General features: G+C 50.1%; 18 protein-coding genes. 2 read left to right on the plus strand and 16 right to left on the minus strand.

The genetic code is table 11. The features are described from left to right. Positions 1-76: 76 nt before the first annotated feature. The 3 genes from guaA to xseA all read right to left on the minus strand — a co-directional run bounded on the left by guaA (position 77) and on the right by xseA (position 4,580). Positions 77-1,654 carry a glutamine-hydrolyzing GMP synthase gene (gene guaA / locus AC3AP5_RS09450; RefSeq protein ID WP_272977373.1) on the minus strand — a complete coding sequence of 526 codons (1,578 nt, stop codon included), beginning with the start codon at positions 1,652-1,654 and terminating at the stop codon, positions 77-79. A 69-nt stretch (positions 1,655-1,723) separates the two neighbouring features. Beyond that, a complete protein-coding gene (guaB, locus tag AC3AP5_RS09455; protein WP_006956910.1) occupies positions 1,724-3,193 on the minus strand; it encodes an IMP dehydrogenase in 1,470 nt (489 codons plus the stop codon). Between the two features lie 67 nt (positions 3,194-3,260). Continuing rightward, entirely contained in the window at positions 3,261-4,580 is a 1,320-nt protein-coding gene (gene xseA, locus AC3AP5_RS09460) for an exodeoxyribonuclease VII large subunit (RefSeq protein WP_487326610.1), read from the minus strand. 123 nt (positions 4,581-4,703) lie between these two features. Between xseA and AC3AP5_RS09465 the strand changes: the two genes are divergently transcribed. Beyond that, positions 4,704-5,654: an alpha/beta fold hydrolase gene (locus tag AC3AP5_RS09465; RefSeq protein ID WP_487326611.1), complete on the plus strand. Its 951-nt coding sequence runs from the start codon at positions 4,704-4,706 to the stop codon at positions 5,652-5,654. After that, positions 5,651-6,925, plus strand: coding sequence for an O-acetylhomoserine aminocarboxypropyltransferase/cysteine synthase family protein (locus tag AC3AP5_RS09470; RefSeq protein WP_272977376.1), 1,275 nt, complete (start codon positions 5,651-5,653; stop codon positions 6,923-6,925). The genes AC3AP5_RS09465 and AC3AP5_RS09470 overlap by 4 nt, the downstream gene beginning before the upstream one ends. Before the next feature lie 31 nt (positions 6,926-6,956). On the opposite strand, the gene AC3AP5_RS09475 is transcribed toward AC3AP5_RS09470, so the two are convergent. From AC3AP5_RS09475 to gspC, 13 genes are all read right to left on the minus strand, one after another. Beyond that, on the minus strand, positions 6,957-7,781 hold the full coding sequence (locus AC3AP5_RS09475; protein ID WP_006956914.1) for a mechanosensitive ion channel family protein: 825 nt from the start codon (positions 7,779-7,781) through the stop codon (positions 6,957-6,959). Between the two features lie 105 nt (positions 7,782-7,886). Next, a complete protein-coding gene (gene gspN / locus AC3AP5_RS09480; RefSeq protein ID WP_487326612.1) occupies positions 7,887-8,624 on the minus strand; it encodes a type II secretion system protein N in 738 nt (245 codons plus the stop codon). Next, positions 8,621-9,151 carry a type II secretion system protein M gene (locus AC3AP5_RS09485; RefSeq protein WP_487326613.1) on the minus strand — a complete coding sequence of 177 codons (531 nt, stop codon included), beginning with the start codon at positions 9,149-9,151 and terminating at the stop codon, positions 8,621-8,623. The genes gspN and AC3AP5_RS09485 overlap by 4 nt, the downstream gene beginning before the upstream one ends. Beyond that, the gene (gene gspL / locus AC3AP5_RS09490) at positions 9,148-10,365 is read right to left on the minus strand and encodes a type II secretion system protein GspL (protein WP_487326614.1); all 1,218 of its coding nucleotides are present in this window, start codon (positions 10,363-10,365) and stop codon (positions 9,148-9,150) included. The genes AC3AP5_RS09485 and gspL overlap by 4 nt, the downstream gene beginning before the upstream one ends. A gap of 1 nt (position 10,366) precedes the next feature. Then, entirely contained in the window at positions 10,367-11,335 is a 969-nt protein-coding gene (gspK, locus tag AC3AP5_RS09495) for a type II secretion system minor pseudopilin GspK (RefSeq protein WP_487326615.1), read from the minus strand. Further along, complete coding sequence (gene gspJ, locus AC3AP5_RS09500) at positions 11,328-11,996, minus strand: type II secretion system minor pseudopilin GspJ (protein ID WP_006956919.1); 669 nt, start codon at positions 11,994-11,996, stop codon at positions 11,328-11,330. The genes gspK and gspJ overlap by 8 nt, the downstream gene beginning before the upstream one ends. Then, a complete protein-coding gene (gspI, locus tag AC3AP5_RS09505) occupies positions 11,986-12,387 on the minus strand; it encodes a type II secretion system minor pseudopilin GspI (protein ID WP_006956920.1) in 402 nt (133 codons plus the stop codon). The genes gspJ and gspI overlap by 11 nt, the downstream gene beginning before the upstream one ends. Beyond that, positions 12,374-12,952 carry a type II secretion system minor pseudopilin GspH gene (gspH, locus tag AC3AP5_RS09510; RefSeq protein WP_487326616.1) on the minus strand — a complete coding sequence of 193 codons (579 nt, stop codon included), beginning with the start codon at positions 12,950-12,952 and terminating at the stop codon, positions 12,374-12,376. The genes gspI and gspH overlap by 14 nt, the downstream gene beginning before the upstream one ends. A 3-nt stretch (positions 12,953-12,955) precedes the next feature. Then, complete coding sequence (gene gspG, locus AC3AP5_RS09515; RefSeq protein WP_006956922.1) at positions 12,956-13,393, minus strand: type II secretion system major pseudopilin GspG; 438 nt, start codon at positions 13,391-13,393, stop codon at positions 12,956-12,958. A gap of 2 nt (positions 13,394-13,395) precedes the next feature. Next, entirely contained in the window at positions 13,396-14,622 is a 1,227-nt protein-coding gene (gspF, locus tag AC3AP5_RS09520) for a type II secretion system inner membrane protein GspF (RefSeq protein ID WP_006956923.1), read from the minus strand. A gap of 3 nt (positions 14,623-14,625) precedes the next feature. Continuing rightward, complete coding sequence (gspE, locus tag AC3AP5_RS09525) at positions 14,626-16,107, minus strand: type II secretion system ATPase GspE (RefSeq protein WP_272978694.1); 1,482 nt, start codon at positions 16,105-16,107, stop codon at positions 14,626-14,628. Beyond that, positions 16,100-18,187, minus strand: coding sequence for a type II secretion system secretin GspD (gene gspD, locus AC3AP5_RS09530; RefSeq protein ID WP_006956925.1), 2,088 nt, complete (start codon positions 18,185-18,187; stop codon positions 16,100-16,102). Before gspD ends, gspE begins: the two co-directional genes overlap by 8 nt. 5 nt (positions 18,188-18,192) lie before the next feature. After that, a complete protein-coding gene (gene gspC, locus AC3AP5_RS09535; protein ID WP_487326617.1) occupies positions 18,193-19,074 on the minus strand; it encodes a type II secretion system protein GspC in 882 nt (293 codons plus the stop codon). Positions 19,075-19,159: the final 85 nt, after the last annotated feature.

Consider the following 19,159-nt stretch of genomic DNA (forward strand, 5'->3'; position numbering starts at 1 on the left):
GCGCTACTATGCCGACTTTTTGTTAGTTCGGCAATGGCATAAAAAAGCCCGCGAGTCGCGGGCTTCGATGACTGTGTTATTCCCACTCTATGGTGGCAGGCGGTTTGCCCGAAATATCGTAGGTGACTCGCGAAATACCGTCGACTTCGTTAATGATACGATTCGACACTTTTTCCAATAATTCGTACGGTAAATGTGCCCAACGTGCGGTCATGAAATCGATAGTTTCGACTGCGCGCAGTGAAACAACCCAATCATACTTGCGCTGATCGCCCATAACACCGACCGAGCGTACGGGTAAGAACACCGCAAATGCTTGGCTTACTTTGTGATACCAATCGGCTTTGTGCAACTCATCAATAAAGATCGCATCGGCGCGGCGCAATAAGTCACAGTACTCTTTCTTAATCTCGCCCAATACGCGCACACCCAGACCCGGCCCTGGGAACGGATGACGATAAAGCATGTTATAAGGCAGACCGAGTTCTAGACCAATTTTCCGTACTTCGTCTTTAAACAGCTCGCGCAATGGTTCAACTAAACCGAGTTTCATATCCTCGGGCAAGCCACCTACGTTGTGATGCGATTTAATGACGTGTGCTTTACCGGTTTTTGAACCTGCTGACTCAATGACATCGGGGTAGATGGTGCCTTGCGCCAGCCAGTCGACTTCGGTCAACTGAGACGCTTGCTCGTCGAAGATCTCAATAAAGGTATTACCGATAATTTTGCGTTTCTTCTCTGGATCCGCTTCGCCTTTCAGCGCGTCTAGGAAGCGTTGCTCCGCTGCGACGGGGATAATGTTTAACCCAAAGTGGTCACCAAACATTTCCATGACTTGATCGGCTTCATTTAAACGCAATAAGCCATTATCAACAAACACGCAGGTGAGCTGTGAGCCAATTGCACGGTGTAACAACATCGCTGTTACCGATGAATCGACGCCACCGCTTAAGCCCAAAATCACTTTATCGCTACCGACTTGCTCACGAATACGCTCGATCGCGTCTTCGATAATCTGTGCGGGCGTCCATTGTTTTTCGCAACCACAGATACCGCTGACAAAATGCTCGAGCATGCGCATGCCCTGACGCGTGTGGGTGACCTCTGGGTGGAACTGGACACCATAAAAACGACGTGATTCATCGGCCATGGCCGCATATGGGCAGTACGAGGTGGTGGCAACGGTGTGGAAACCCTCAGGAATGGCTTCGACTTTATCGCCGTGGCTCATCCACACGTCCAACAATGGCTTGCCGTCTTCGCTGACCGCATCTTCGATCGCTTCAAATAAAGGGCTTTCTGTTACGAGCTCGATTTGGGCATAGCCAAATTCACGTTCGAGTGAGCCTTGCACTGAACCACCCAATTGATGCGCCATGGTTTGCATGCCATAGCACACGCCCAAGACAGGGACGCCCGCCTTAAATACATAGTCTGGCGCGCGAGGAGAACCGGCTTCGGTGACGCTTTCTGGTCCACCTGAAAGGATGATGCCTTTAGGGTCGAAGTCTTTAATGTCTTGCTCGTCGACATCCCATGCCCACAGCTCACAGTAAACGCCAATTTCACGGATACGGCGCGCAATTAGTTGGGTATATTGAGAACCGAAGTCTAAAATTAAAATTCGGTGGTCGTGGATATCTCTGCTCATTGTTGGGTCCCAGTAACAGATAAAACTAAAAGTAAAAGAGCCGCCTTAGCGGCGGCTCACAAATCGGTATTAAGAACTGCGGTAGTTTGGCGCTTCTTTGGTGATTTGCACATCGTGTACGTGTGACTCACCCATGCCAGCCGCAGTGACTTTGACAAACTGTGGCTTGGTGCGCATCTCTTCTAAGTTGGCGCAGCCGGTCAAGCCCATCGCTGAGCGTACGCCGCCCATCTGCTGATGAATAATCGCCGAAATAGGGCCTTTATAGGCAATCCGGCCTTCGATACCTTCAGGTACGAGCTTCTCAGCCTCGTTACTATTTTGAAAATAGCGATCCGATGAGCCGTTACGCTGGTTCATCGCGCCTAAGCTGCCCATGCCACGGTATGATTTGTAGTAACGACCTTGATACAGTTCGACTTCGCCTGGTGACTCTTCGGTACCGGCTAACATGCTACCCACCATCACACAGTGCGCGCCTGCTACTAAGGCTTTAGCAATATCGCCAGAGAAGCGAATCCCCCCGTCTGCAATAACGGGTACGCCAGTGCCTTTCAGCGCATCTGCCGCGTCGCTAATCGCAGTGATTTGTGGCACACCACAACCTGTGACGATGCGTGTCGTACAAATAGAACCTGGACCGATACCGACTTTGACTGCGTCTACGCCGGCATCCACCAAGGCTTTCGCACCTGCCGCCGTTGCCACGTTACCGGCAATGATTTGTAAGTTCGGATAGGCTTTCCGGGTTTCTTGGACACGTTTTAGCACACCCTCTGAATGACCGTGCGAGGTATCAATCAGCAGTACGTCAACGCCCGCTTCAACTAACAGCTTAATGCGCTCTTCGGTACCTGGACCTACACCAACCGCTGCACCTACGCGCAACGAGCCGAGTTCATCTTTACAGGCATTCGGTTTGTTTTCGGCTTTTTCAAAGTCTTTGAGGGTGATCATGCCTTTTAATTTGTAGGCATCATCGACCACGAGAATTTTTTCGATGCGGTGCTTATGCATTAACTGCAAGATTTCATCACTTTGCGCGGTCTCATGTACCGTAACTAGGCGTGATTTATCGCTCATCACTTCCTTTACCGGCTTAGAATCATCGTCCTCAAAACGTGTATCACGACCGGTCACGATACCGACCAAGTCGCCGTTCTTCTCGATTACAGGAAAGCCTTGGAAGCCGTGTTCGGCAGTCAATGCTTTGATCTCACCAATGGTGGTGTCGGGGTTCACGGTGACAGGATCATTGACCATGCCACTCTCGTACTTTTTCACTTTGCGTACGTGTGCTGCTTGATCTTCAGGTGTCATATTCTTGTGGATGAACCCTAGGCCGCCTTCTTGCGCCAGCGCGATAGCGAGTGGTGCTTCTGTGACGGTATCCATCGCTGCTGAAACCAACGGGATATTGAGCGTGATACCACGCGTTAATTGGGTTTTGAGATCCGCTTGATGCGGTAATACGTTTGAGTGCCCTGGGACAAGTAGGACGTCGTCGAAAGTAAGGGCTTCTTGGGCGATTCGCAGCATTTGCAACACTCCGTGACTGGATTCATGTTGCGCGTGGATTTTACTCGATAATGGTTATTTTAGCAACTTATTCTGAACACTTTCTAACGTTAAATTCACCACCTGCTACTTTAACACTGAGCTTTTGTTCTGCTTGCGTCTGCTCAGGTTGCGTAATCACATGCCCCTCTTCATCTCGCACAATAGCGTACCCTCTATCAAGAGTATTCAGTGGGCTCACTAAGTTTAATGCGTGCAGTAACGCCCGGTGGCGCTGGTGTTGTTGTTTGAGCCATGCTTCAGCCACTAACGGTATACGTTGCTGAATCTGCGAGAGCTTTTGTTGAGCGCGCGACAATTCACGTTGCGGGTGGACCTGCTGCAAGCGTTGGATAACATGCTGACGTCGCTGTTGCTGACTAACCAAGGTTCGTTGCTGGGCGCGATACACTCGCGCTAATAATTCATCTAAACGCTGGCTTTGTTGTTGCAGCTGTCGTTGCGGATGCTGCTGATTCAATCGAATTTGTAGTTGTTGTAGTAAACTGTGTTGACGCTCTATGCGGCGCTTTTGGCCCGTCGCCAAACGCTGTTGCAACTGCTGTAAACGGTTGATTTGAGCGCTACGATCTTGGGTCACCTGCTCGGCGGCTGCCGAGGGTGTCGGCGCTCGCAAGTCGGCGATAAAATCACAAATTGTAAAATCAACCTCGTGGCCGACCGCACTGATAACAGGCATCGGGGCATCAAGTAACAAGCGCCCAACCTGCTCATCATTAAAACACCAAAGGTCTTCTAACGAGCCACCGCCACGGGTTACTATCAGCACATCAACTTCATTACGCTGAAACGCAGTGTGTAATGCGTTTTTTATTTGCGGTATTGCGGCGTCACCTTGCACGGCGGTCGGGTAAATAATGACATCGACGCTCGGGTCGCGGCGTTTCATCACCGCTAACACATCTTGAATAGCTGCACCTGTCGGCGACGTGATAACACCAACACGGCGGATGTGTTCCGGCAGTGGCCGCTTGCGTTCTTGCGCAAATAAGCCCTCGGCCGCAAGTTTTACTTTGAGCTGCTCGAACTGCTGCTGTAGCAAGCCGATACCGGCTTCTTCCATATGCTCAACAATGAGTTGGTAGTCGCCGCGCGGCTCGTACACCGTCACCCGACCACGCACCAATACTTGTAAGCCATTTTGCGGGCGTACTTTGGCGCGCTGATTATTACCACGGAACATGGCACAACGTATCTGGGCGCGTTCATCCTTTAAGGTGAGGTACCAATGACCCGAGTTTGGTGCGGCAAAGTTGGAGATTTCGCCCATCAACCATACGTGCCCAAAGCCCTGCTCTATTGCCTTGCGGATATCGCTGTTGAGTTGTGTGACGGTATATATCGACATGGGCAAATCATAGCACACCCGAAGTACGTGCCACCACACTACATTTAGACGTCTAAACATCTTGACGGTTAAACGTAAGTATTGCTAAATTAACCTCATCCATTAATCGGCGTTGAGGTCATCATGGTTTTTCCGGTAGGACGCTCCTTTTATACACAGACACCCTATGGGCGGGTGAAAGGCTTTTGCTTCGGCAATAGTGACGCGAAGCCCGAACATACGATTATTGTGCAAGGCGGTATCAGCGCCAGCGGTCAACTGTGGCGCTTAGACGGTCATGGGTGGTGGCAGTCGTTACACCCGCTATTTGCGCCGCACCCTGAGCTGCAAGTGATCAGTTTAGATTATCTCGGCGGTGTCGGTGGTTCTGATACGCCAGAAGAGCCTATCACTCTGTCGCAGCACGCTGAGGCTTATGCCAGCGTATTGCGTTCACTCGGTTTAACACAACCAGGTGCCTGGTTGGGTGGTTCGTTTGGCGGCGTACTCGGTTTGCAGTTGGTTCAGGATGGGCTCATTAAACCCGATGCACTGGTCGTTATTGGCGCGGCCCATCAACCATCGGTGCAATCGGCGGCACTGCGCCTATTTCAGCAAGCGTTATTGCAACAAGCCGATTGTTCCCAACAAGGCGTCGTGTTGGCGCGGGCACTGGCCATGTTGACTTACCGCAGCGCAGATGAATTTGAGCAGCGCTTTAATGATGGCGATGAAGCCTTTAGCTATTTACTGGCGCAAGGTGAAAAGTTACTTAAGCGGCATGGCCAGCATGCGCAGAGCTTGTTTACCCATTTGACGCCTATTTTAAACGAGTACCGAATCGACCCATCGCGCGTTACGGTGCCGGTGCAACTGGTTGGCTTTGAGTCCGACATTATTGCGCCCCCGCGCTTGATGCATCAGTTAGAGGCGGCGTTACCTGATTGCCGTGGACTCGCCCTGATTGATACACCCTTTGGTCACGACGGCTTTATTAAGAACGTAGCCGACTACGCCGCTGTTGTGCGCCATTTTTTGCCCCAACTAGAGACGACACGGGGTGCTCAATCACCCCTGACCGAGGATATTTTATGAAAGACGAAACGTTAGCGATTCATCATGGTTATACCACCGACGCAACTACCAAGGCGGTTGCTACGCCGATTTATCAGTCGGTCGCTTTTGAGTTTGATAACGCCCAGCATGGGGCCGATCTATTTGATTTGACGGTGCCGGGTAATATTTATTCGCGCATTATGAATCCGACTCATGATGTACTCGAGCAACGCGTTGCCGAGCTCGAACATGGCATCGCAGCACTCGCCGTTGCATCGGGGATGGCTGCGATTGAGTATGCGCTGATCACGCTCGCCAGTCAGGGCGATAATATTGTCACTACGCCGCAGCTCTATGGGGGCACCTATACCTTGTTCCGCCACATGCTGCCCTCGTTTGGCATCGAGGTACGCTTTGCTGAAAATGATACAGCAGAAGCGGTTGCTGCGCTCATTGATGACAACACCAAAGCCGTTTATTGTGAAACCATTGGCAACCCCGCGGGTAATGTAGCGGATTTAGAAGGACTCGCTGAGGTCGCTCATGCCCAAGGCGTACCGTTAGTGGTTGATAACACAGTGGCTTCACCGGTGCTCTGTAAACCCATCGATTTTGGCGCCGATATTGTCGTGCACTCGTTAACCAAGTATATCGGTGGCCACGGGACCTCGGTGGGCGGACTGATCGTGGACTCAGGTCGTTTTGACTGGGTTAAGCATAAAGACCGCTTCCCACAGTTTAGTCAGCCGGAGCCCGCGTATCATGGCATTGTCTATACCGAGGCATTTGAGTCTGCTGCTTTTATTGCGCGGGTCAGGACCGTTGCGCTGCGCAATACCGGTGCGGCGATTTCACCGTTTAATGCGTTTTTAATCCTGCAAGGGCTCGAAACGCTCCCGCTACGGATCGAGCGTCATTGCGAAAACGCACTGAAAGTGGCTGAGTATTTGCGTGAGCATCCGCAGGTTGATTGGGTTCGTTTTGCTGGCTTTGAGGATGATGCTTATTACCAACGGGTGCAAAAATACATTAATGGCGGTGTTCCTGCTTCGCTGCTGACCTTTGGTATCAAAGGTGGCTTTGAGGCGGGCGTGCGCTTTTACGACGCATTGGCGTTGTTCAAACGTTTGGTCAACATTGGTGATGCGAAAAGTTTAGCGTGTCATCCTGCCTCAACCACTCACCGCCAGCTCAATGAGCAAGAACAAGCGGCGGTTGGTGTGACACCTGAGGCGATACGCCTTTGTGTGGGTATCGAACACATTGATGATATCCTTGCGGATATCGAGCAAGCCTTACAGCAAGCATAAAAAAACGGGGCTGAGACCCCGTTTAGTCATCTTATTCTTTGTCTTCTTTTTTGATATGGACATCCATTTGTGGGAACGGAATACCAATACCTTCTTCATCTAACCGATCTTTAATCTTCTCGAGTAAGTCCCAGCGCGTTGGCCAGTGATCTTCGGTTTTAGTCCACGGACGCACATTAAAGTCCACTGACGAACTATTGAGTGCTGTAACGGTCACGACAGGCTCTGGATCTTGCAAGATGCGCTCGTCATTTTTGAGCACCTCCATTAATACTTTCTTGGTTTTTTGCAAGTTAGCGCTGTAACTGACACCGATCACCAAATCGATACGACGGATCGGTTCGCGGTTGTAGTTAGTAATAGCGCTGCCAATCACTTGTGAGTTCGGCAGATAGACTACTTTACGATCCGGTGTTTTTAAGATGGTCTGGAAGATATTAATTTCTTCAACCGTACCTGCTGTCCCTGCGGCTTCGACGTACTCACCCGAACGAATAGGACGGAACATGATTAATAATACGCCCGACGCGATGTTCGAGAGTGAACCTTGCAATGCTAAACCGATGGCAAGACCCGCGGCACCTAATATGGCAATAAACGATGTGGTTTCAACACCGATTTGATTCAATGCGACCATCAATGCGGCGATGAAAATCAGTGATTTAACAATGGCTGTTAAAAAGCTGATAACAGCATTGTCGACCTGACGTTTTTGCATCCCTTTGCGCATGATTGAGGCGAGGATTCGCGTCACTATTGAAGCGGCAAACAGAATAACAATCGCGACAATCACTTTGATCGAATATTCGATCAGCATGTCTTGGTTATTATTAATCCAATCAATTATAGCTTGCATCAAAATGTCCTTTTGTTGGCAACGATACGGATATATATAGCATCTGATTTCTTGAAGATGCGTTCAGATTAACGATTTATTTTGATCTCGGCAAGTTGGCAAACACTAAATTGAGAAACGATAACGTCCCTGATTGTCCGGTCGTCCTAAATAACTCAACATTTTTGCCAGTCCTTCGGGCGTTCTGGGATTGAGTTGCACCGTACCATTCACACGTATTGAACTGGGGCTCACCGTACCCTCGAAATTAAGACCTAAACTGTTCTCTCCCGCCATCGACAGGGCTACTGCCCCGGCTTGTGCACAGCTTAGGCTAAGCGGAAAATCACCCAGCGGCTCCCAGCGGTGATTAACCAGAACGCGAATGTTTGAACCTGACGCGTTTCCTTTTAATACACTACAAAACTTGGCGCCCGACAGATCATTCAGTGCATAATTTTCTAATGCGATACGCCATTGTCCTTCTGTCTTTAATGGCATATTAAAATTAACCAGTTGCATCAGCGGCGCCAACTCACCTGTCGCACGCAGTTGAGTCAATTCAATCGAACTCAATGACGCACTGCCTGATGCTTGCGCGGCCAGTGGATTATTTTTGCTCGGTACCGTCACAGAAAAGCCGAGTTGACCGGTAATCAGCTGACTTGGTGCCAGTGACCAGCTGACGTTATGAAAAGCGGTATGATTAACCACCGCATAACCAATCCGGCCTTGCCATAACGTGCCCGATACTTGCTCAACATAAATACCCGCTGGCATTGGCAACCAATACACAACCGCAGCGGGAATGTAGGCAATCAGTGCAATGAGATAGACTGGAATTAACCACAACCACTTCTTCATGATTTCTCCGTTACCAACACTTGTCGCACACGTACTTTGCCGGGTTCGTCTAATCGAGCTAAATCGAGTGTCGTTACTTGCAATTGATAGGTTTGTTCAAGCGCATATAACCAGCTCATCGCTTGTTGATACGAGGTTTCATCGACACTGACGATGAGTCCATTGTTTTGCGGCTGCATCCGTGCAATTTGGATCTTATTGCTGGCAGCCGCTTCGTTGACGCGCTGCGACAACGACCCACTGACCTCGGATTGTGCTTGGGTTGCAGACAATGACTGATAGCGTACAACTTGTTCACGCAGCCAGAGTAACTGTTGCTGTTGCCCCTCTAAGCGCCGTTCTGCTAATTGCTGGGCGCTATAGGTGGGTTGCCAGATGGCAAAGTAGATTATGGCAACGACGATAACAGCGCCGAGCCCTTTGACGAGGTTTTGCTCACGTACCGCAAGTTGCGCCCAGCGCTGTTGCGCACTTTGTACTACGGGCGTTTGCGCGATTTTTTGTAGTAATGGTGTAAGACGACTCATGAACGACCTCCTTGATAGGCGATAGTTAAGGTGCCAGCAACACCATCACCACGGTTATTCAGTGCGCCCTGTTGTACCTTAAAACCGAGTTGTTGTGCTTGGTTCTGGAAGGCCTCGAATTGTGAGAAGTTTTGTGCCACTGCTTGCATCCGCAGTGCGCCATCTTGATAACGCAGCAACTCAAGGCTCAGTTGTGGTTGTTGTAAAAACGCCGGCGCCAGCTGGTCCAGCATTGCCAATGCCGATGGCATGGCTTGATCATCGATACCTAAGGATTGTAATTGCTGACGCATCTGCGCGCGTAGATTAACGATGCGTGTTTGATTCGGAAACGTCTCTTTGTACAACGCTTCTGCTTGCTGTTGCAGCTGCTCTGCTTGGTGATTTAAATAGGCTGTTTTGACCCAGCTACTCGCCAGCGTCACTGCCAGAGCGATACCTGCCGCCCACGCCAGCGGCTGCCAACGTATTTCAAGGGTTCGTTTGGCTCGCTTGGGTGCATACCGTTGACCGCGAATATCAAGACTGACCCGCTGGTTGGCAAACGCCACCATCGGCAGCTCACTGTTGGCAAATTCGAGCGCTAACGTTCTGTCGTTGAGCGCAATGTCAGAATAAGCGACCACTTGATTGGTTTGTGGGTACTCACGCTGTTTTAACCCGACCACGGTGTCCGCCAATGTTTGTTCTACGGCCAAACCATCCCAACGTCCCATACGAATGAGTACGTCGTCAGCGATTTGCACACCTGTCCACTGTTGTTCGCTCTCTGGTTCGGGCAGCATCAGGTAGTCAACCGCCCACTCATCGGCTTCAAGATGTGCTGCGGTCAACCATTGCTGCCACTGCTGCATTTCACTATGACGGACAACCGCGACGGGGATCTGGCCTTCTTTAATGCCATTTTCCGCCCAAGCAAAATGCAGGCTATCAATGTCATCTGCCAGTTCATCTTCCAGCGCGTAAGGGATTAGCTTATCGAGGTGACGTTTGCCACTGTTAGGAATGGTGACTTTACGCATCGAAATCGCTTGCCCCGGACACAACAGGGTCACCTGACAGCGCTTTGCCTGCTCGGTCAGCTGCGTCAGTTCAGCTGGATCATTGAGCTCACCACTAGCAATCACTTCGGCACCTGAGGGCTGCCAAATCAGCCAGCTTATTCGTGGCTCGGCATCGGAGGCCGGTAACCTGATGAGTAAGCGTTCTTGCATATCAATCTTCTCCCATGGCTCGGTACACAACACGCGCTTGACCTGCTGTCACATGTAGCACTGAGCGAGCGGTGGTCTCTAACGACCCCCATTGTATATAAGCTTGTAGTAAAAAGTACTCACTGCTAACAGCGAGTTCATCGAGCGAGCCGGTTTCACCGTCCTGCGCCCCCGTAAGTAAACTATCTTGCAGCAATTCTTCGCGGCTTTCATAGCCCGCTTCAGGACGTGCTTGGATCAATTGTTTGGCACCATCCAAGGTTAGCTTACCTTGAGTCGCCGCCACCAGCAAAACCGCGCGCTCTTCATCGAGCGTGTTGACGTTAATACGTAACTCTGCGTTACCCGGAACAGCGCACACGTAAGGCTTAATACGTTGCACGACTTCAGCCGTAAAACCTTTAATCATACGCAGCTCACTGACATCAAATAACAACCCATTGGCGGTTTGATAAGGGTGTGGTAACGCTTCGTAATCGGGATCTTCGGCACCACTTTGCGACAGTTCACTGTCGCTGTCGAGCCAGTCGGTCAGTGCGCCTGCCAAACTCTCGGCTTGGAAGGCATCAAGCTCTAGGCTCACGAGTAGTTGTTGAAACTGCTTGCGGCGTTTTTCAAGGCTGAGGCCTTGCTGCTCAGTGCCAGCTAAACTGTTGAGGTTGAAACAACTACGCAAATCCTTTACTTGCGCAGCTATCTGTCCGCCTTCCACCGGGAACGGCCCGGCGCGTTGTGCCCAGTTCTGATTGGCATGAACGATGCCGTCATCACGTTCGATTTCCTGTTGCAGCACTTCCTTGAGAACGGCTTCGCCGCTTAGCCACATCCAATAGCTTTGTTCTGATTGTTCAAAGCTGGCCGTGCGCGTCACTTGGCGTTGTAATTGAGTACCCAAGTTCGTTGCAATGACAGCGATGATAGCCATCACCAACAACACGGTAATAAGAGCGACACCTTGCTGCTTACGCATTGTTGTCACCCTCTTTCTTGACCGTTTGTGCAGGCTCAACACCGGTTAAAAAGCGCCGTCTAATTTCGCCGTAGTCTTCACTGTTAATCGTTAACTCGATGGCGGCCGGGAAGTCATCCGGTGTTTCCCAGCTAGTGCGCCAGCCGGCCTCAATGCCTTGATTCGATTGCGACTGTTGAGACGAACGATAAAAGCGTACTTGGAAGGACTTTACCCCCTCCAGCAGATCTTGCACTACCGGCTCACCACTGCGATCGTTTACATACGGGTAGGTCATACGCTGTAAAACATTATCTTGCACGCGATAGACCACCGGCTGAAGTTCACTGCGTGGCAACATTAAGCCAGGGTTATCGTAGCCGCTGCGCACAAACCCTAAAACGCCACTTTGTGATTCAATAATGCGTTCGTCGTTGGTAATCAGCTGTTGTGCGACTTCTAAACCATTGGGACGCGTCGGCTTAGGCACCGCTTGGCGCATATCTTGTTGGATAAGCAGCCAAGTGAATTGCAGTTGCTCGATACGTTCGGAGGATTCTTCCGACAAGCTTTTGGTACGCGACATTTGGTCAAGCACCGTGTAACTTGCGAGCCCTATCAAGGTAAAAATAACCATGGTGACCATGATCTCAACTAAGGTGAAACCGCGTTCAGAGCGCATTATCGCCTCCGTCGGTATCGGCTAATTGAGGTTTACGAATATATTGGGTCAGTCGCGCCCATTGGTAATCCTGCTCCCCCTGTGTGACTTCAATAGTCACCGCCACCACATTGGGTGTGACCGTTTCAACCACTTGTTGCCGCCACTGCCACTCAACGCCGCCTTGGCGTTCACTACCGCGCTGATTATCTTTAATCGGCCAAGTGGTTGTTAGATTCAGCTCGGTCAGCCGATTAGCCGCTACGTACTGGGCAAAGGTGCGCTGTTGGATGGTGCTTAAACTATTAAGGTGACCGCTTGCAGCCGACACAGCCGCCAGTGCCGCCATCGCAAAGATGGCGATGGCAACCATGACCTCGATTAATGTAAAACCACGATTATTGCGTTTCATCACTATCTGCTATGCGAGTGGTCCAAGCGCTATCAGCAATTAACCAGTAGCTCGGTTCGGTATCAAAGGGCGCGGCAAACTGAATCGAAAATTGTGTCAACTCACCTGTCGGCAGTATCAGTAACTGAGGCATCGGCTGATTTTCGTCGTCATTATCATCAGACGGCGAAAACAGGGGGTTTTCTAACTGCTTTTCTTGCGCAATAAAGGGCGGTTCATCGATGCGCCACTCGAGACTGAGGTTATCTTGGTAATCCTGAGCGGCTAAGCCCTTTTCATTGACCGCTTGCCAACGCCAGCCTTCTTCGGTTTGCTGCCACCTTAAAAACTCATACCCTTCGGTGTTAAGTAACAACCCGAGCGGACGTTGCTCTATCATGGCGCGTTCACGCGCCCACTGGAGCTGGGCTTTCAGTGTGGCGGCGGCGGTTTGTGGCGTGGTTTCATCGCGGGTCATGCTCGGCACAGTAAATACCACCGATGCAGCAATCAAACCCACGATCGCCATCACCACGAGAATCTCAACAAGGGTAAACCCTGATGGCTTGCACGCCGATGAGCGCATTACTTAGTTGGATTCGTTGTCTTGTCCGATCATCCAGTTACCAAAATCATCATCAGTGCCTGGCTGTTGATCGGGACCGGGTGAGAAAATATCGATATCGTCGTACTCACCGGGGTTAAGTAACATATAGTCGTTACCATACGGGTCTTGCGGCAGACGTTGAATATAGCCGCCATTGCGGTAGTTGCGTGGCTGCGGATCAACATTAGGCCGCTCCACCAAGGCTTCTAAACCTTGTTCTGTGGTTGGAAACATGCCGTTATCTAAGTGATATTGCGCTAACGCGTTCTCAAGCGAGACTAAATCTGCTGTTACTTTCTGTTTATTCGCCTGCTCTTGGCTGCCCAACACATTGGGTAGAATCATGGTAGCGAGAATACCGATGATGGCGATAACCACCATAATTTCGACCAATGAAAAACCTTGATTTTTACGCATCATATTTAAAACCCTATACTCTGGTTCAACTGCAAAATGGGCTGAATAATTGACAATACAATAAAGAATACAATCCCGGCCATCGAAACAATAAGCACCGGCTCAAAGACTTTGAGTGATATTTGCACCAATGATTCAAATTCTCTGTCTTGGTTATCTGCGGTGCGTCGCAACATTTGCTGTAACTCACCGGATTTCTCACCTGCGGCGATCATGTGGAGCATCATTGGTGGAAACAAACCGGTTTCTTGCAATGCCGCACGCAGTGATGCCCCCTCACGTACCCGCGTTGCCGCTTCGTCCACGGCTTCTCTGATCGCACGGTTACCAATCACCGTGGCTGTGATTTTAAGTCCATCGAGTAACGGCACTGCCGATGACGTAAGTATACTCAAGGTACGCGCGAAACGTGCAGTACTGACGCCCCGAATCACTCGACCTAGCAACGGCAACTTTAACAGCCGTTTATGGTATTTAAGCTCATGTTCGGGCTTCTTTAACCATTGCTTAAAGGCAAACACCAACACCACAATTCCGGCTAAGATAAACAAGCCCCAGTTCTGCAAAAACTCCGATAAACCAATCATAAATTGAGTGGTGGGTGGTAACGTCTGTCCGAGGGTAGAAAAGTTGTGCACGATTTGCGGCACAATAGACACCAGCAGAAAGATCACAATACTGATCGCCACTAATGTCAGCATCACTGGATACACCAAGGCTTGCGTCAACTGGCTCTTCATATGCTGGCGTTGTTCGGTGTAATCGGCTAACTCATCCAGGACTTGATCCAAGTGGCCTGACTTTTCACCGGCAGCGACCATCGCTGTGTAGAGCGAATCGAACACGCCGGGATATTCCGCCATCGCCTCCGCGAGACCATAACCTTCGACTACTTTACTGCGCACCGCCATCAGTAGTTGTTTCATGCGTGGCTTTTCACTTTGATCTGCCACGGCGAGCAAACACTGCTCAATGGGTAAAGCCGAGTTGACCAAAGTGGATAGCTGGCGAGTAATCAGCGCTAAATCTTGTGCTTTGACACGGCGTACACGACGCCAACGACTTTGCTGTTGACCTTTCTTGTGTTCTTGTTCGGCAGCGGGCATAACATCCATAGGGATGAGCCCTTGATCGCGTAATTGCTGACGCACCTGGCGAATGGTGTCTGCTTCGATGATGCCTTTCTTCTTACGCCCATCTGCCGCCAGCGCATGATACTCAAAAGCCGCCACAGATTACTCCTCGCGCGTCACGCGCAAAACTTCCTCAAGGGTGGTTACGCCATGGCGTACTTTCGCCAAACCATCGCTGCGAATGCTCGGGGTATGCTTACGCACATAGCGTTCAATGGATTGCTCGCCGTGACCGTTATGGATGAGCTCACGTACTTGCTCATCCACTTCGATGAGTTCATGTATGCCCGTACGGCCACGATAACCGGTCTGATTACACTTTTCGCAACCTTGTGCACGGTAAATCGTCAACGCTGAATCAGTCACACCGAGTAGCGCCCGCTCTTTTTCATCGGCCTGATGCGGTTGCTTACAGTCTGGGCACAAGGTCCTTACTAAGCGCTGTGACAACACCGCGAGTAGGCTTGAGGACAACAAGAATGGCTCTACGCCCATATCTTCCAAGCGGGTTATCGCGCCCGCTGCGGTATTGGTGTGCAGCGTCGACAAAACCAAGTGACCGGTTAATGACGCCTGTACCGCAATTTGTGCGGTTTCGATATCGCGGATCTCACCGACCATAACGACATCAGGGTCCTGACGCAAAATCGCACGTAAGCCCCGCGCAAAAGTCATATCAACACGCGGATTAACCTGCGTCTGCCCGATACCATCAATTGCGTATTCGATCGGGTCTTCAACCGTCAAAATGTTGCGGTCTTTCGAATTAATTTCCGTCAGTCCGGCATAGAGCGTGGTCGACTTACCCGAGCCGGTAGGACCGGTAACCAAGATAATACCGTGAGGTTTATGGATCAGCTCGGCGAATACTTCGCGGTTGGCTTCTGTCATACCGAGTTGCTCGAGATTAAGGCGGGCATTGTTTTTATCTAACAAGCGCAGCACTACCCGCTCACCGTGATTCGATGGCATAGTCGAAACCCGCACATCGACTGCGCGTCCGGCAATCAGTAAAGAGATACGACCGTCTTGTGGCACTCGCTTCTCGGCAATATCCAGCTGCGCCATAACTTTAATACGCGAAACCAACAATGAAGACAGCTTGCGATTAGGTGTCAGCACCTCACGCAGAACGCCATCGATACGAAAGCGAATGGTTAACTGCTTCTCGTAGGTTTCGATGTGAATATCTGATGCACCTTCTTTAATCGCCTCGCTCAACATCGCGTTGATCAGTTTGATAATAGGCGCGTCATCTTCACTCTCTAATAAATCTTCGGTTTGCGGCAGCTCATCCGCTAATGAGAATAAATCGGACTCATTGCCGATATCTTCCATCAGTTGTTTCGCCTCGGATGAGTCGCGCTGATAGGCTTGGGTCAACAAACGCTCAAATGCTTCGGTATCGTGCCGTTGTAAGGTAAATACCTCGCCTAAACGACGCCGTACCTCAAGTAGCGTCTCTGCTGACGCGCCGTCGCGATGATGCACGACGGGCGGCTCGCCATCTTCAACCACAACACCAAAACGCTTAGCAAAGCTAAAAGGTAAGCGCTTTGTGGCAATATTGCTGGCATCAGTCATCTTGCTGCTCTTTTAACTCTTCTTTAATCGCGCCCTTTTCGTTGAGGTACTCCTCAAAGCTCGGCGGCAAGGTTAAATCGCTGTTCCAGTCGTTCATCACTGGTGTTTCTTTGTCAGGCATCAGTGCCACACCACGAGACCGACGATCGAGTTGTAGTGCTCGCATGTAGTTGTATTTTTGCTTACTGATATCAGAGAGCTTACTACCGTTACGAACGATAGTTGGCCGGATAAATACCATCAAGTTGCGCTTTTGTGTGGATGTTGAGGTTGAACTGAACAACCGACCGATAAAGGGAATATCGCCAAGTAATGGAATCTTCGATACCGATTCTTGGACATCCTCATCTATCAAACCGCCTAAAACGATAGTTTCGCCGTCCTCAGCCATCACGGTGGTCTTTAACTCGCGTTTGTTCACGATAACATCGACCGATGTTGCGCCACTTAGACTCGAGACTTCTTGTTCTATCACCATTTGTACGGCATTACCCTCGTTAATTTGCGGGGTGACCTTGAGCTTAATACCGATTTCTTGGCGATCCACTGTTTGGAATGGGCTTTGGTTATCATTGCCGAGTGTGGAGCCTGTGATCGTTGGTACTTCCTGACCGACGAGAAAACTGGCTTCTTCGTTATCAACTGTAACAATACTTGGTGTGGCTAAGATATTAGAGTTGGTATCTTGTGAAACAGCTTGAACAACCGCCGCCCAATCATTTTGGATTGTTCCAAACATCATTCCGTTTACGTTGCCAAGCAAGTTCGCTAGAAGCTCTAAATTGCCACGCTCTTCGGGATTGGTCGTTGTCACTGTTTGACCATTATCGTTGACAGTAGTCACAGATGTACCCTCGCGCGGGCGAGCCTGGTATGCTGCTGCGGCTAAACTACCGATCGGAACTTGGTTACCCGTATTGTATTGAACTAAGCCGCCATTTTCACTGATCCATTGAATACCAAAATCGACATTATCGCCTTCTAATACCTCGACGATAATCGCCTCGACTTGCACTTGCGCTCGACGAATATCGAGATCACGGATTACGTTCTCAAGCGCTGCTAACATGTCGGGTTCGGCGGTTATTACCACAGTGTTAGTGGATTCATGCGCACTGATACTGATGCTGTTATCAGCACGGTTTCGTACCGAATTCTGGCCCGTTTGTTTCGCTTCTTCCGCTTTGATCGACTGACTGACGTTTTGTAATACTTCGACCATTTCCTCGGCGCGCGCATACTTGAGGTAGTAAACGCGGGTGTTACCCTCAGTTTTAAGGTCTTGGTCGAGTTGCTTTATCAATTTAACAACCCGAGAACGTGCGCGCGGCTCACCGCTGACAATAACGCTGTTACTGCGTTCATCGGCGACAATTTTCGGAATCAATAATGCAGGAGTGCCATCGGCATTCGCTTTTTCAAATAAATTTTGCGCAATCCCTACCAGTTCACGTGCCGAAGCATACTGCAGTTCGACGATGTCGACATCCTGGTCACCGGCTTTATCGACACGTTCGATAATTTGCACCAAACGTGAAATCGTCTCGGCACGACCTGTCATCATGATGACATTGGAGGGGTCATAGCTTACCACCATGCCGCCGCCCGTTTGGTCGTTTAACTGACGTAATAACGGTGCCAACTCACGCACTGAAACGTTTTCTACCGGCACCACCCGAGTGATCATGGTGTCGCCTTGTTCGTTTTGGTCACCCGCAACCACCGGCAAAGGCGCATGTTGAGCGTCTTTGTCTCGGATAACTTTAATCACCCCCGAATCCATCTGCACCGCAGCAAAGCCATACACTTCTAGGACATTCAAAAAGAATTGATAATACTGATCTTCGTTCATTACATCGTAGCTACGCACATCGATGGTGCCACGCACATTCGGATCGATAATAATGGTTTTACCCAAGTTACGACCGACCACCTGTATAAACTCAGTAATATCCGTATTTTTAAAACTAGCGGCGTATTCTTGCGCAATTGACGGCGCAGGCATCGTCATTGATACCGAACCGACTGCAATGGCCAGCGCACTCAACCATGTTTTTGGACCAAAACGGGTAACTGTCATAATTATTATTCCTGCTGGTTAGGAAGCTGCAGACTCAGCTCGATACGCTCGCCGTTACGTAGCACCGTCACATTTGCTTCGGTTGCGTCCTGTAATTGGCTGCTCAACTCTGAGGCTTGTTGCATATCGGTCAAGTCATAACCGTTGATTGCGACGGCTAAATCGCCTTCCTGAAAGCCTGCTTGATAAAATATATCGGCCTGATTACCAGGCGAAAGGCGGTAGCCTTGTAAGCTACCTTGCTCTAAAACGGGTGTGATAGAAACGTAGTCTAATAGTTGACCCGGATCTTGTTTAACTCTTTGCAATGCGTTCGCGGTGTCTTTCGGTTCATTAGCGTCAGTTTTATCACTACTTTCGACAACTAACGATAATGCTGGACGGTCTTCACCAATGTCCTCTAATTGCAATGTTTCTAAACGCCCACCGTTATCGAGAATGACACGATCGGCAAGGATTTGTTCCACACTGACACGGCTTCGCCCTATCGTATCACCGACAATGTAGGTCGATTGCTTACCCGCCTGCTCAATAATAGCCGCTGACCGCTCGGGTCGCGAACTGGCAGAGACTCCGACTAAACGCACGTTCAATGACGTTTTAGGTGCGTTTGCATAATCATTACCACGCGTTTGGGTGCCGGCCTGCTGACGGCCAAAAATAGGCAATTGCTGTAACTGAGCGAGATCGACACTTTGGTTGTCGCGACTTTGTGAACGCACGTCTACGTCTGGACGTTGCTGAGTCTCTGGCGTGGGCGTAACAAACCACCACGTTGCTTGCGCAGCAACAATGACGACCCATATCCACAAAAGCACCGTTACTAAGGTGATCGAGCGGGATATCCACTGACTCGCGTTCTGGGTTGATGGCGTTAGGCTTATCAATTTAATTCACTTTTATCGTTGTTGTTTTACCGAAGCAATGCACTACATCCGTATAGGAATTTGATACAATATACGCAACTTGATG

It is taken from the genome of Idiomarina sp. D18, assembly GCF_057748155.1.